12 protein-coding genes and 2 pseudogenes are annotated in these 14,099 nt (G+C 34.5%); 9 read left to right on the forward strand and 5 right to left on the reverse strand.

The window, feature by feature from the left end:
• Positions 1-95: 95 nt before the first annotated feature.
• From EKQ63_RS13165 to EKQ63_RS13185, 5 genes are all read left to right on the forward strand, one after another.
• Entirely contained in the window at positions 96-782 is a 687-nt protein-coding gene (locus EKQ63_RS13165) for an MOSC domain-containing protein (protein ID WP_087952526.1), read from the forward strand.
• A gap of 261 nt (positions 783-1,043) precedes the next feature.
• Positions 1,044-1,928, forward strand: a complete 885-nt coding sequence (locus EKQ63_RS13170; protein ID WP_087952527.1) for a GNAT family N-acetyltransferase — start codon at positions 1,044-1,046, stop codon at positions 1,926-1,928.
• A 33-nt stretch (positions 1,929-1,961) separates the two neighbouring features.
• The gene (locus EKQ63_RS13175) at positions 1,962-2,558 is read left to right on the forward strand and encodes a DUF1349 domain-containing protein (RefSeq protein ID WP_087952529.1); all 597 of its coding nucleotides are present in this window, start codon (positions 1,962-1,964) and stop codon (positions 2,556-2,558) included.
• A gap of 221 nt (positions 2,559-2,779) precedes the next feature.
• Positions 2,780-4,534 (forward strand): ABC transporter ATP-binding protein, encoded by a 1,755-nt coding sequence (locus EKQ63_RS13180; protein ID WP_087952530.1) that lies wholly within the window; start codon positions 2,780-2,782, stop codon positions 4,532-4,534.
• Positions 4,527-6,323 (forward strand): ABC transporter ATP-binding protein, encoded by a 1,797-nt coding sequence (locus EKQ63_RS13185; protein WP_087952532.1) that lies wholly within the window; start codon positions 4,527-4,529, stop codon positions 6,321-6,323. Before EKQ63_RS13180 ends, EKQ63_RS13185 begins: the two co-directional genes overlap by 8 nt.
• Before the next feature lie 85 nt (positions 6,324-6,408).
• Here the strand turns inward: EKQ63_RS13185 and EKQ63_RS30690 are convergent, their stop codons facing one another.
• Together EKQ63_RS30690 and EKQ63_RS13195 are read right to left on the reverse strand one after the other, a co-directional pair.
• On the reverse strand, positions 6,409-7,299 hold the full coding sequence (locus EKQ63_RS30690; protein WP_143881765.1) for a collagen-like domain-containing protein: 891 nt from the start codon (positions 7,297-7,299) through the stop codon (positions 6,409-6,411).
• A 417-nt stretch (positions 7,300-7,716) separates the two neighbouring features.
• On the reverse strand, positions 7,717-7,977 hold the full coding sequence (locus EKQ63_RS13195) for a hypothetical protein (protein ID WP_087952536.1): 261 nt from the start codon (positions 7,975-7,977) through the stop codon (positions 7,717-7,719).
• 247 nt (positions 7,978-8,224) lie between these two features.
• Here EKQ63_RS13195 and EKQ63_RS13200 point away from each other — a divergent pair, with 247 nt between their 5' ends.
• Positions 8,225-8,962: an N-acetylmuramoyl-L-alanine amidase gene (locus EKQ63_RS13200; protein WP_143881119.1), complete on the forward strand. Its 738-nt coding sequence runs from the start codon at positions 8,225-8,227 to the stop codon at positions 8,960-8,962.
• A 196-nt stretch (positions 8,963-9,158) separates the two neighbouring features.
• Here the strand turns inward: EKQ63_RS13200 and EKQ63_RS13205 are convergent, their stop codons facing one another.
• Complete coding sequence (locus EKQ63_RS13205; RefSeq protein ID WP_087952540.1) at positions 9,159-9,743, reverse strand: LysE family transporter; 585 nt, start codon at positions 9,741-9,743, stop codon at positions 9,159-9,161.
• Between the two features lie 56 nt (positions 9,744-9,799).
• On the opposite strand from EKQ63_RS13205, the gene EKQ63_RS13210 reads away from it, so the two are divergent.
• Positions 9,800-10,414 (forward strand): helix-turn-helix domain-containing protein, encoded by a 615-nt coding sequence (locus tag EKQ63_RS13210; protein ID WP_140168720.1) that lies wholly within the window; start codon positions 9,800-9,802, stop codon positions 10,412-10,414.
• Positions 10,415-10,815: 401 nt separating this feature from the next.
• Here the strand turns inward: EKQ63_RS13210 and EKQ63_RS13215 are convergent.
• A pseudogene (locus EKQ63_RS13215) lies at positions 10,816-11,016 on the reverse strand (BclA C-terminal domain-containing protein); the annotation flags it as partial.
• Between the two features lie 183 nt (positions 11,017-11,199).
• Between EKQ63_RS13215 and EKQ63_RS13220 the strand changes: the two are divergent.
• Positions 11,200-12,023 (forward strand): annotated as a pseudogene (locus EKQ63_RS13220) (DUF4183 domain-containing protein).
• A gap of 61 nt (positions 12,024-12,084) precedes the next feature.
• Here EKQ63_RS13220 and EKQ63_RS13225 read toward each other — a convergent pair.
• Complete coding sequence (locus tag EKQ63_RS13225; RefSeq protein WP_001121647.1) at positions 12,085-12,375, reverse strand: DUF4183 domain-containing protein; 291 nt, start codon at positions 12,373-12,375, stop codon at positions 12,085-12,087.
• A 451-nt stretch (positions 12,376-12,826) separates the two neighbouring features.
• On the opposite strand from EKQ63_RS13225, the gene EKQ63_RS13230 reads away from it, so the two are divergent.
• Positions 12,827-14,080 carry an exosporium glycoprotein BclB-related protein gene (locus EKQ63_RS13230; RefSeq protein WP_190240629.1) on the forward strand — a complete coding sequence of 418 codons (1,254 nt, stop codon included), beginning with the start codon at positions 12,827-12,829 and terminating at the stop codon, positions 14,078-14,080.
• Positions 14,081-14,099: the final 19 nt, after the last annotated feature.

Raw genomic sequence — 14,099 nt, forward strand, 5'->3', positions numbered from 1 at the left:
TTTTAGAGGTTATATAATCATCTTTATATAACAGAGAGGGTTGTAAAAATTAACCAAGAGAAAATACATGTAACACCTTTAAAGGAGGAAATAGAATGGCTAATGAATTTCAATTATTATCTTTAAATATAGGATTACCAAAAGAGGTTACATACGGCGGAAAAGTAATTCATACAGGCATAAATAAGAAACAAGTAAAGGAACCAGTATATTTATCTTTTGTAAAATTTAATGGGGATGGACAAGCTGACTTAGTTCATCATGGAGGAGTAGATAAAGCAGTTTGTGTTTATACTGGTGATCACTATCCATACTGGGAAAAAGAGTTGAATCAAAATCTTGTATATGGGGCTTTCGGAGAAAATATAACAGTTAGTGGTATGCGCGAAGAGGATGTTTGTATTGGTGATACGTTTGAGCTTGGACAGGCAATCGTGCAGGTAACACAACCAAGGCAACCTTGTTTTAAATTAGCAAAAAAATATAATATTCCAAAGTTACCACTATATTTTCAAGAAACAGGATATACAGGATTTTATTTTCGTGTATTAAAAGAAGGATGGGTATCATCAGTCGATACTTTAAAAAGACTACAGTCTGATCCAAAAGGTGTTTCAATAGCGTTTGCTAACCGTATCATGCACAAGGAAAAGCAAAATATTGAAGGGGTAAAAAGGATATTAGAAGTAAATGCGCTTTCAAGTAGTTGGAGAAAGTCTTTTGAAAAGCGTATAAGTGGAGAAAAAATTAATACGAAGGAGAGACTGGAAGGGAAAAAATAATAAAAAATATTTTTTTATAAATGGTGTATTTCTATGAGTAAAAACGAAGTAGAAAGCACTATTTTTATATAATAAACTCATTAATATCCAAAAATCCTAATATTGTTTTATTCGACTTATTTTCGAATAGTCAAAACATAAAATTAATTAGACTCTTTTTTTATATTTTATGATAGTATATTGATTGGTAAGACCTATTACTTTAAGGGTAGGTTCTACAACTATATCTAATTGGATGGAATTAACGTATGGAGGGACAACATGGGGAATGTTGAAAATTTTGAAAAACTTCTTTTAGAAGAACCGAAAAGAGAGCAGTTATTTCCTTTATTTGAAGAAGTGTTTGGAATTACAATTCAAACATTGAATGATTTTTCAGAGAGAGGTTATTGGGATGATACATACAAAGCTTTAACATTTTTACATGACGATAAAGCTATTGCAAATGTTGCGGCATTCTCGCTACCATTGCTAGTAAATGGTGAAAGAATAAATGCAGCGGCCATTCAATCGGTAATGACGCACCCTAATTTTCGTAGACAAGGACTCATGACACAATTAATGAGTAAAATGATAGAAGAAATTGATAAGACATGTGAATGTATATTATTGTTTACGGAAAAACCTGAACTATATGCATCATTTGGTTTTAAAGTTGTGCAGGAATATTTGATGACTATTCCATATGATCAAAAGAATAATAATGATTTCTCACTTAGAGAGCTAGATTATTATATGGAAGAGGATAGAAAGTTAATACATGAAACTATAGAAAGTAGCCAAAGACTTTCAAATAATTTTTCAACATTAAACTTCCATCCTTCGTTTTATTTGAATATGTATGATTCGAAATGGAATGAAAAATTGTATTATTCAGAGAAACTAGATACTCTAATTGTGTATGAAGTAGATAATGAAAAGTTGAAATTATATGGAGTATTTGCACCAGTAATTCCAGTTTTAGATGAAATATGCGGGGAAATTGCTGAAAGATTTACAGAAATCGAATTTTACTTCTCTCCAGATCAATTAGGGGTTGAGGATGTACAGTTTAAAGAATTACAGTCAAGTAAGTATTTAATGGTTCGAAGTAATAGAGAGTTGGATTTAAAAGGTTATAAATTCCCAGTATTAGTAGAATTTTAAATGTGCATATAGATGCTTTATTATGGAGGAACTATGAAAATATCACATATACCAGAACATATTGAGCAACTTACTATAATGAATGTACCTGAATATTATAAGCTTAATAACAATCATGCGCTTATTGTCCGCTCGAAAGCCGAAACAGATTTTTGGCTTAAAACACATTATGGATTCGAAGTAATGAATGGTCATGTATTTTATACAGAGACGATGGCAGACTTTCAAGCTGAAGTTCAATTGCGTATGAATCCAAATTCAAAATTCGATCAAGCGGGTCTTTTTGTTATGATTTCGGAAAAGTGTTGGTTGAAAACTTCATTAGAATATATTCCAGATGGTCCATCTCATTTAGGAGCTGTCGTAACAAATAATGGATATTCCGATTGGTCCACACAAGACTTTCCAACAGAATTAGCTAACGAGCAACTTCGTTTTCGAATTGTTCGTAAACGTGGTGATTATACAATATATGTGAAGAAGATCCACCAATGGGAACAAATAAGAATCGCTCATTTGATGGAGGATATAGGAAATGGGCCTATTAAAATAGGCTTTTACACGTGTAGTCCTTCTAAAAATAATGGATTTGAGACTGAGTTTTTAAATTTTACAACTGAAAAAATATAGATAAAAAACCGTATTCTTTTTATTAAGAATGCGGTTTTTGTATTTATATAATACAAAGCACATTTATTGACCGAAAAGTCATTAATGATTATCATTTAATAATGTTAAATATTAATTTACATAATATAATAAAAGTAAGAAAGAAATTACAAACTATATCGCTTAAATAAGGGGGGATATGAATTATTCAGTGGTAATTTCATGGGAAAAGGAGATTATGTATGAAATCATTTCGCAAATTATTACAGTATTTAAAACCATACATGTTCTTCGCTATTATTGGACCACTATTTATGGTACTTGAGGTTGCGATGGACTTAATTCAACCGACTATTATGCAACATATTATTGATGTTGGGATAGCAAATCGGGATATGAATTATGTAATAAAAATGGGACTTCTTATGATAGGAGCTGCAGCACTCGGTTTAGTTGGAGGACTTGGGTGTATGATGTATTCTACAAAAGCAGCTGTTAATTTCGCTACTGACATACGAAAAGATGTGTTTGCGAAAATAGAAACATTTTCTAGTGAAAATCGTGATTCGTTTGGAACTGGAAAGTTATTAACAATTGTGACAAATGATATTACTTCTATTCAATCGGCGATGACGATGACATTACGTGTTCTTGTTCGTGGTCCTTTGTTATTTATCGGAAGTATAATAATTGTTTTTATGACAGCGCGTGAGTTATTTCCTATATTACTCGTAGTCGTTCCAATTTTATTACTTGCGATTATATTCATTGCGAGTAAAGCAAGCGGGACGTTCAGAAAAGTGCAAGAAGCATTAGATAAAGTGAATACAAAGTTACAAGAAAATTTATCTGGAGTACGTGTGATTAAAGCGTATGTAAGACAAAAATATGAAATTAATCAGTTTGGAAATGTCAATACAAATTTAACGAAGATAAATATTCGAGCGGTGCAGCTTATTTCCTTAATGATGCCAATCATTATGTTAGTTGTAAGTGGCGGAATTGTCGCAACGTTATGGGTTGGTGGAGAGAAAGTATTTAATGGGACCCTTCAAGTAGGGGCTATATTAGCGTTTATAAACTATTTGAATATTATTTTAATGTCACTTATGTCTATAAGTATGGTATTTATGCAAATCGCGCGAGCATTTCCGTCAGCGGATCGTGTACAGCAAGTTTTAAATACTGACGTTGATATTATGACCCCAAAAAATGCGCTTGCACCTAAGCAAATTGAGGGACAAATTGAATTTAAAAATGTTAGTTATAGTTACACGAAAAATAATGAATATGTTTTAAAAGATATTTCATTTTGCATAAGTAAAGGTGAAAAAATAGGGATTATTGGTTCTACAGGGAGTGGTAAATCTACTTTAGCAAAATTATTACCGCGCTTATACGATGTTGATCAAGGAGAAATATGCATTGATGGAATAAATGTTAAGGCGTATGATTTACAAAAACTTCGTGCGTCAATCGGGTTTGTACCTCAAAAGGCATTGTTGTTTTCTGGTAGCATAGAAGAGAATTTACGTTACGGTAAAGAAGATGCATCAAATGACGAATTGAAAGTAGCAGCTTCATCAGCTTGTGCGACTGAGTTTATTAACAAGCTGGAAGATTCATATCAATATCATTTAACACAAGGTGCGACGAATTTGTCAGGTGGCCAAAAACAACGTGTATCAATTGCAAGGGCGCTTGTGAGAAAGCCATCCATTCTTATATTAGATGATTCTACATCAGCAGTGGATGCAAAATCAGAATCTAACATTCAATCGGCATTAAGAACAGAGTATATAGGAACAACAACATTATTAATCGCTTCTAAAATCTCATCTATAATAGATTCAGATAAAATTCTCGTTTTAGATAACGGTGAATTAGTTGGTGATGGTACACATGAAGAACTGTTAGAACAATGTGAGGTATATAAAGAAATCTATCTTTCCCAAGGTGGTAATTTATATAAAGAAGGTGGGAAAGAACATGCGTAATTTTCAAGGACAATTTGCTAATAAAGGTGGGCGTAACTCACCAAAGATGGGGAAGGCTAAAAATACGAAAGGAACTGTGATGAGAGTATGGAACTATATGGGCTACCAAAAGGCTGCCCTTACGTTCGTTATATTCTTAGTGTTTGTTACGACGTTACTTGGGTTATTAGGTCCGTATTTAATGGGAGTAATTATCGATCAATATATTGTACCGAAAGATTTAAGCGGTACGGCGAGAATGTGTTTGATACTTATCGCGATTTATGCTGTAACAGTATTATTAACTTGGTTACAAACATTTGTAATGGTTAATGTTGCATTAAAAACGATACAAAAAATACGACAAGATATTTTTGAGAAAATCCAAACGCTTTCTTTACGGTTCTTTGATGTACGTTCTCAAGGGGATTTAATGAGTCGTGTAACAAATGATATAGATAATTTAAATCAAGCGTTGACACAAAGTGTTGTACAAATTATTTCATCAGCGCTAACTTTTATAGGTGTGACGATTGCGATGTTCGCATTAGATTGGATTTTAGCGATTGTTACTTTAATTACAGTACCTATTATGTTTTTCGTTACAAAAAAATTAGTTGCTTATAGTGGTAAAAACTTTGCAAAGCGTCAAAAAGATTTAGGGGAATTAAATGGATTTATTGAGGAAGCTATAACAGGTGCGGATGTTACAACGTTATATGGGAAAGAAAAAGAAACCGTACAAAATTTCAATAAAATTAATGAACAGCTAAGAGTTTCTGCAACGAAGGCGGATACATTTTCAGCTTTTATTTTTCCGAGTATGAACTTTATTAACAATTTAGGTATGGGACTTGTAATTGGGACTGGGTCAGTAATGGTTTTAAATGGAATGACAACAGTAGGTGTCATTGCAGCTTTTATTAATTATTCTCGTCAATTCTCAAGACCACTCAGTCAATTCGCAACTTTAATGAATACGATTCAAGCAGCAGTTGCTGGTGGGGAACGTGTCTTTGAAATTATGGATGAAGTACCGGAAATCAAAAATAAAAAAGATGCATTCGTTGTACAAAATTTACAAGGACATGTTGCACTCGAGAATGTTTCATTTGGGTATGAGGAAAATAAAACGATTTTAAAAGAAGTGAGTCTTAAAGCGCGGCCAGGGGAGACAATTGCTTTAGTAGGTCCAACTGGATCGGGCAAAACAACAATCATTAATTTGCTAACGCGCTTTTACGATATACAGCAAGGTCAAATTCATATTGATGGAAAAAACATAAAAGAATATGATATGAATTCGTTGCGAAGTAAAATAGGAGTAGTTTTACAAGATACGTATTTATTTGCTGGGACGATTATGGATAATATACGTTATGGTCGATTAGATGCTAGTGATGAAGAAGTAATCAATGCAGCTAAGGCAGCATCTGCACATTCTTTTATAAAACATTTACCGAATCAATATGAAACGAAAATTGCTTCAGAAGGATCGAATTTAAGTCAAGGACAAAAACAACTTCTTGCGATTGCACGGGCAATTTTAGCAGATGCAGATATATTAATTCTCGACGAAGCAACCTCTAATATTGATACGAGAACAGAATTACAAATACAAGAAGGACTAAACAATTTAATGAGAGGTAGAACAAGTTTCGTAATCGCTCATCGACTGAAAACGATTGAGAAAGCAGATCAAATCCTTGTTATAAAAGATGGAAGTATTTTAGAAAAAGGGAACCATGAATCTCTCATGGAAGATAGAGGGTTTTACTTTGATCTGTATACGAGTCAGTTTAAAATTTAATATAAAAAATGAGGTTTCTCTAGAAAAGAGAAACCTCATTTTTTATATTTGTAAACTTTATGAATTACTTTTCTAACCAAATTAATTATCCGACCTGAAAAATACTTATACTTGCAGATACATTTGTTAAAGAGCCACCATCATTATTTGAGAGAGTGACAGTACCTGTTGAAGAGGTGTTATTTATTAAAGTCAATGTTGAAGGAACAACTGTTACGGTAAAAGCAGCAGTACCTTGATTGATTGTATGTGGTGACCCTGTACCAAAGCGCCCACCTGGAATTGGTGTGCCATTTAGTGCAAAGGAGAATTGGTTTTCACGAGAAGCTTGTAATTGAAACTCTGCTACATATGTTCCTAGTGTATTAATTATAATATTTCCAGTACCTGTGATGTGGCTAAGGGCAGTTCCTGTTATAGGTCCATTTGTGTTAAAAGTAACACTACTTCCCACTGCAATTGTTTGGTTAGTAGTATCAAAAACATATAGATAGTTTGTTAATCCTACACTAGCCGCCCCGGTAGGCCCAGTGGAACCAGTAGCCCCGGTAGATCCAGTGGAACCAGTAGCCCCGGTGAAACCAGTGAAGCCAGTAGGCCCGGTGAAACCAGTGAAGCCAGTAGGCCCGGTGGAACCAGTGAAGCCAGTAGGCCCGGTGGAACCAGTGAAGCCAGTAGAGCCAGTGGAACCGGTAGAGCCAGTAGGTCCGGTGGAACCGGTAGCCCCAGTAGAGCCAGTAGAACCGGTAGAGCCAGTGGAACCGGTAGAGCCAGTAGGTCCGGTGGAACCGGTAGCCCCAGTACAGCCAGTAGCCCCAGTAGGTCCGGTGGAACCAGTGAAACCAATGAAGCCAGTAGGTCCAGTAGCCCCGGTAGGTCCAGTAGAGCCAGTAGAGCCAGTAGGCCCGGTAGGTCCAGTAGGGGAATGTGGGAGAATAATACGGTTAATATCTAAAAGCGGAAAGTTAATGAATATATCTTTGTTTTGATAACCTATCAAAATCACCTCACTAGTATGTTTAAAGAAATAGTAAAGTAATAATTTTTATGCGTATTTCATTTCTATATTATTAATGCAACTTATTTTGAAAATAGTAAATAGTTATTGTGACTGTAGGTGTTAATTTTTAATATAGTCTTTTTTAAAAGATAAAGAGCGCTGTTAAAGGCGCTCTGAGACAAGTTTCATGTCGAAAAAGGGAATTGAGGATATTATGTGCATACTGTTTTAGAATGTTGTAGATTTTTAATTAAAAATAAAAAGACCTTATAAAAATTTAAAATTTGTATTATTAGATAGTCACTATACATTAAAATATGCTTGTTTGATATAAATGTGTGTCAAATTTGCCAAAATATATTTTGGCATGCACAAGAAAATGAAAATACTTTGTTAGCAAATACTAGCAACTTCAGTGCCAGACGGGAACAATAATTTACGAGGTATTGTAATAATCTCAAGAGCAATCTGGGCTGAATGGAGAAGTATTGGAGTTAACTCTAAAGCATGTGTTAATAATAATATAAAGCTTGTTAGGATTGCAAAGCTTCCCCAAAAGAAACATTTTGAAGTGTTACGGAAATCTTTTATTAAGGAAAAGAAAGAAAAAAATGCTGTAACAACAAGAATTAAAAATTTATACTTATCAGCCATTAAACCCCTCCTAAAGAACAATAACTTATATTATAGCGTATTTTTCTGTATTATTATAAAAAGATTTTAAAATAAATGATAAAAAGCAGAGGCCGCAACTTAAAGTATGGATTGAGGGTATTATTTTTGATTTATGCATAAAAAAATAGATTAGCGCCCTATTTATTATTTGTAAGTGTTGTACTGGATATTTAACCGGACAATAAGACTAGCTTTGAATATATTAATAAAAAAGGGGGGGTGAAAAATGGCTAGATATAGTTTACATGCAGGTCATAACAGTATTGTACAAGGCGCGAATTATGGGAATCGGAAAGAACACATTATGGATCGCCAAGTTAAGGATGCAGTTGTTGCTAAATTAAGAGTATTAGGGCATACAGTTTATGATGATACTGATGAGGTAGGGACAACGCAGGCACAAAATTTACATAATATCGTATCAAAAACAAACGCACATGATGTAGACTTAGTAGTTTCATTTCACTTAAATTCATATGATACGAAAGCTAATGGAGTGGAAGTACTTTACTATGATCAACAAGCTTCATTAGCAAAGATAGCAGAACAACTTTCAAAAGATATTGGCTGGTCAAATCGTGGAGGAAAGGAACGATTTGACCTTTATGTGTTAGCGAATACGAAAGCACCTGCAATCTTAATTGAACTTGGATTTATCGATAATGAAGCAGATATGGCAAAATGGAATCTAGATAAGATTGCAAATTCAATTGTTTATGCATTAACTGGTCAATCTGGTGGGACAACTCCGCCATCTAAAAAAAATATCATTCAATCAGGAGCTTTTTCACCGTATGAAACACCGGATGTAATGGGAGCATTAACGTCCCTAAAAATGACAGCAAACTTCATCTTACAATCTGATGGTCTAATATATTTTATCTCTGAACCAACTTCGGATGCGCAACTTAAAGGAATGACGGATTACCTTGATCGTAGAGGCTGGTGGTATGAAGTTAAGTAAAAATTTGAGTTTAGTGGAACAGAATATTTACAAACAATCGGCCTGAGAAAGAGGATTACTTATAATGAATAATCCTCTTTTTTAATTTTTATTCCGGCTTAAAACTAAGTAATACATGTAAGTAGGATGTTCATTGAACATATCAGCTATATTTGTAAAACATACTTTTAATAAGAAAAGAATTTAGAATCTGAATTTAATTGATTACAATTGAAATAGCGCTGAAAACTAATAAAACGGCCATGATGATGTTAAATGATTTTGTATGTTTTAATAATAGTTTTTGAAACATGGAACCAAATAAGCTCCAACTAAATGTACTCATTAACCCGACTACACCGAGAAATAATGAAAAAAGTAGATAACTTGAATATGAATTGTAATAAGGGAGAATAAAAGTTGATACTACAGTTAGTCCGAATAATATCCCTTTAGGGTTAACAAACTGAAGAAAAATCCCTACTGTAAATAAATTTTTATTATACTTTTCATCGGGATCTGTACTAGCTTTACTAGTGAGTATTTTAAAAGCTAAATATAGCATGTATGCTACACCAAAGATTTTTAAAGGAAATTCGATTGTGGGTAGAATATTAATTAGGACAATATTAAAGAAGCTACATAAGGAAGTGAGGATGAAAAAACCGAAAGCCACTCCGAAGCAAAATTGCATACTCCTTTTTAAACCACGTTGATTAGCGTATGTCATAGCTAAAAAATTGTTAGGTCCGGGTGTGAAGCTACTTATAAAAACAAATAATAAAAAAGAAAATATAGGCATTTCAAAACCCCCTATTTTTTTGTATGTTATAATGACCGAAAAGAACAATATAACGTGTGCTTTTTATTATACATAACGGTCGTTATATTGTATATATTTTAGGAGTGTTTCTTATGGAAGAAATTCAACTTATTTTGGCGAAAAATTTAAAGACAATACGAGAGAAGGAAAAATTAAGTTTAGAAAAGGTTTCCCAATTAACAGGTGTGAGTAAAACGATGGTTGGACAAATTGAACGAGGAGAGTCAAGTCCAACATTAACAACGATATGGAAAATTGCGAATGGCTTGAAAGTGTCTTTTACTTCCTTAATCAATAATCCGCAACCGGATACGAAAGTTGTTTTACGAAATGATATTCAAGTATTATCTGAAGACAATGGAAGATATAAAGTGTATCCTTCTTTTCCTTTCCAAGATGATAGGAACTTTGAAATTTATTCCGTTGAAATTGAAGCAGAAGGAAAATTAAGTTCGGAAGGCCATAAAGAAGGGACCGAAGAATTTATAACGGTGTTTGAAGGGGAATTGACAATTGAAATAAATGATTGTCAATATAGATTAAATAGTGGGGATGCAATTCGCTTTAAGGCGGATAGACCGCATTCCTATCATAATTTTGGAAGAACGCTAACTCGTTTAAGTATGACCATTTATTATTCAACTTCATAAATTTACAGCTGCCTTAAAAATAAAGAAAGGCGTAATGATAAAACCATCTATAAGAGATGGTTTTTATTTATTATAATCCAAAAAAAGACACTCATTTGAGTGTCAACATAGTGTTGCTCTCGCGTATAGGATTGGAGTATGTTTCTCAAATATGTTTTGAGATGGTTCGCATTTGAGAAACTATCTTCAAATTCAATGTAACATTAGTAGTGAGGAGTGTAAATTGATAATGTATATACGGAAAATTTAGTATAGATACTTTGTACTATGAATATAGTACAAAGTGTTTCTTATTGCATAATCACTTTCGTGAAGTTATTAAAATATAAACTAAAGGAATGACCTAGTAGTTACTATTTTAGCATTTAAGAATGATTATTATAAAAAGAACGAATCATTTTTTAATCGATTCGTATAATTGTTAAAGAGGCACCTGTTGAACCACCTCCAACTAAATTAACTTTTGATAATAGGCCGAATGGTTGAAGTGAAATTGTATTACCAGCAGTTAAATTAATTATTAAATTATTATTATAATTTGAAGTTGCTAATGCGGGGGGAAAAATAGATCCGGAAAGTGGAGTCGAAGAGTTTAATAGTAGCGATTTAGTATTTTGGAATGGAACTATCATTTTATTATATTAATACTACTAGTTGTAGTAACGGTAAAAAGTTTACTTTATGTAAAATCATTTGAGTATGAAAAAGTAGTTATGTAATTTTTCTAAAATGATAGAGGTTTTATTTTGTTAATTAGTAAACAAAATGTGAAATGAGGTAGTAAATTGAATAGCAATGAAAAATTATCTTTGAATAAAGGTATGGTAAGACCAGAAAATATTGGACCTACTTTTCCGGTTCTTCCGCCAATTTATATTCCAACGGGAGCAACGGGAGCAACGGGAGCAACAGGAGCAACAGGAGCAACAGGAGCAACAGGAGCAACAGGAGTAACGGGATCAACAGGAACAACAGGAGCAATGGGATTAAAGGCAGCAACAGGATCAACAGATCCATCTGAAGCACAAAGGGAGCAACGGGAGCAACAGGAGCAACAGGAGCAACAGGAGCAACAGGAGCAACAGGAGCAACAGGAGCAACAGGAGCAACAGGAGCAACAGGAGCAACAGGAGCAACAGGAGCAACAGGAGCAACAGGAACAACAGGAGCAACAGGAACAACAGGAGCAACAGGAACAACAGGAACAACAGGAGCAACAGGAGCAACAGGAGCAACAGGAGCAACAGGAGCAACGGGATCAACAGGAGTAACGGGATCAACAGGAACAACAGGAGCAATGGGATTAACGGGAGCAACAGGGTCAACAGGTCCAACTGGCGTTATTGGCCCCATAACAACAACTAATTTATTATTTTACACTTTTTCAGATGGAGAAAAACTTATATATACAGATTCAGATGGGCTAGCTCAATATGGTACAACTCACATATTATCTCCTGATGAGGTTTCGTACATTAATTTGTTTATTAATGGAATACTTCAACCACAACCATTATATCAGGTTAGTACTGGTCAGCTAACTTTATTAGATAATCAACCACCATCACAAGGTTCTTCAATTATTTTACAATTTATCATCATTAATTAAAAAAGACAGATTCTTAAATAAAAAGGATCTGTCTTTTTGCTCTACATTAAAGTAGTTAAAACTAAGTGACGATAAATTCGATTGTAATTGGAATTCCACCGTCTAATGCATCTCCGCCAGGAATTGTAATAGCACCAGTAGGTCCAGTAGTAACACTGGAGTTCACACTAGGTTGAAGAATGCCGTTTACATATAAGTTGTAATACGTAAAAGTCGGAAAAGCAGTTGCAGTAGTACCAGCATCGTTTAAACAAGCTGTAGCAGCAATTGCGAAAGCTGCACCAGTTCCGGTTCCAGCTCCTAGTGTAGATGTGAATCTTCTAGATGCCATAAATGGTTGAATAATTGGCAATTAATTTTCACTCCCTAAACTATTTTTGAACAATGTATGGGATAACTTGTCCAATATATTGTATGAAAGTTTTTGATAATAGAAACGGCTTCATGATAATAGAAGGAGCACAATTTTAGTAAAGGTAGCATTGTTACTTATGGAGCGTATGCTATTGGATAATGGGAGTTTTTATATGCACATCAATATGTGCTTTTGGACCTAAGAGATAAACGTGGAAAAATAAAATAAACTCTTAAGTTTAGGTGTTTAATCTAAGCAGTCAATTATTAAAAACATATAATTAATATGTGAGTCATGAACATAATTAAATTAAGCTTTCAAGTTTAATTATCATTCATGTTTCCTATCTTAAATGAAAAAAATAACTCAATTATTTTTTTCAATCGGATCTTTTATAGTTCTTAGAATAGGAAAACACTCAACTATAAGACAAGTCAGGAGGAAATAAATGTCACATAACAATTGTTTTGGTCATAACAACTGCAATAATCCGATTGTGTTCACTCCAGAATGTTGTAACAATCCACAAACAGTTCCAATTACTAGTGAGCAATTAGGTAGATTAATTACTTTACTAAACTCTTTAATTTCGGCAATTGCAGCGTTTTTTGCAAATCCAAGTGATGCAAACAGATTAGCTTTACTCAATTTGTTTACTCAGCTATTGAACTTACTAAATGAATTAGCACCTTCTCCAGAAGGAAATTTCTTAAAACAATTAATTCAAAGTATTATCACTGTACTCCAATCTCCTAATCCAGACATAAGCAAATTGCTTTCTTTATTACAACAATTCTACAGTGCTCTTGCACCATTCTTCTTCTCTTTAATTATTGATCCTGCAAGTTTACAACTTCTATTAAATTTATTAACTCAATTAATAGGTGCTACTCCAGGAGCAGGAGCAACAGGAGCAACTGGTGCAACAGGAGCGACAGGTCCAACAGGCCCAACAGGTGCAGGTGGTGGAGCAGGAGCGACAGGTCCAACAGGAGCAACAGGAGCGACAGGAGCGACAGGTCCAACAGGAGCAACGGGGGCAGGAGCAACAGGCCCAACAGGTCCAACAGGGGACACTGGAGCAACAGGCTTAACAGGAGCAACAGGCTTAACAGGAGCAACAGGTCCAACAGGAGCAACAGGCCCAACGGGAGCAACAGGTTTAACTGGTGCAACAGGTTTAACTGGTGCAACAGGAGCAACAGGTGGCGGAGCTATTATTCCGTTCGCTTCAGGTACAACACCAGCTGCGTTAGTTAATGCGTTAGTAGCTAATACAGGAACTCTTCTTGGATTTGGATTTAGTCAGCCTGGCATATCTCCAGGGATTGGGGGAGACCTCACATTACTGCCAGGTATTGTAGGTGATTATGCATTTGTAGCACCACGTGATGGAATTATTACGTCGTTAGCAGGTTTCTTTAGTGCAACAGCTGCATTAGCTCCACTAGCACCTGTTCAAGTTCAGATGCAAATATTTGTTGCAGCTCCAACAAGTAATACGTTTTCACCAGTGGCGCCACCTCTATTATTAACACCAGCATTTCCTGCAATAGCAGTTGGTGCTACAGCAACAGGAATCCAAGCTTATAATTTTCCAGTAGTTGCTGGGGATAAGATATTAGTATATGTTTCATTAACAGCAGCAAGTCCAATAGCTGCAGTAGCTGGATTTGTAAGTGCAGGTATTAATATCGTCTAGTTTGCTATAATGTCGGTTT

The organism is Bacillus sp. BD59S (genome assembly GCF_007363175.1).
Lineage (GTDB): Bacteria > Bacillota > Bacilli > Bacillales > Bacillaceae_G > Bacillus_A > Bacillus_A pacificus.

What these genes read in the sequence shown, in the direction of transcription:
- EKQ63_RS13170 (WP_087952527.1), top strand. Translation starts at nt 1,044, where the DNA reads ATGGGGAATGTTGAAAATTTTGAAAAACTTCTTTTAGAAGAACCGAAA.
- EKQ63_RS13230 (WP_190240629.1), top strand. Translation starts at nt 12,827, where the DNA reads ATGTCACATAACAATTGTTTTGGTCATAACAACTGCAATAATCCGATT.
- EKQ63_RS13165 (WP_087952526.1), top strand. Translation starts at nt 96, where the DNA reads ATGGCTAATGAATTTCAATTATTATCTTTAAATATAGGATTACCAAAA.
- EKQ63_RS13200 (WP_143881119.1), top strand. Translation starts at nt 8,225, where the DNA reads ATGGCTAGATATAGTTTACATGCAGGTCATAACAGTATTGTACAAGGC.
- EKQ63_RS13180 (WP_087952530.1), top strand. Translation starts at nt 2,780, where the DNA reads ATGAAATCATTTCGCAAATTATTACAGTATTTAAAACCATACATGTTC.
- EKQ63_RS13175 (WP_087952529.1), top strand. Translation starts at nt 1,962, where the DNA reads ATGAAAATATCACATATACCAGAACATATTGAGCAACTTACTATAATG.
- EKQ63_RS13195 (WP_087952536.1), bottom strand. Translation starts at nt 7,977, where the DNA reads ATGGCTGATAAGTATAAATTTTTAATTCTTGTTGTTACAGCATTTTTT.
- EKQ63_RS13185 (WP_087952532.1), top strand. Translation starts at nt 4,527, where the DNA reads ATGCGTAATTTTCAAGGACAATTTGCTAATAAAGGTGGGCGTAACTCA.
- EKQ63_RS13205 (WP_087952540.1), bottom strand. Translation starts at nt 9,743, where the DNA reads ATGCCTATATTTTCTTTTTTATTATTTGTTTTTATAAGTAGCTTCACA.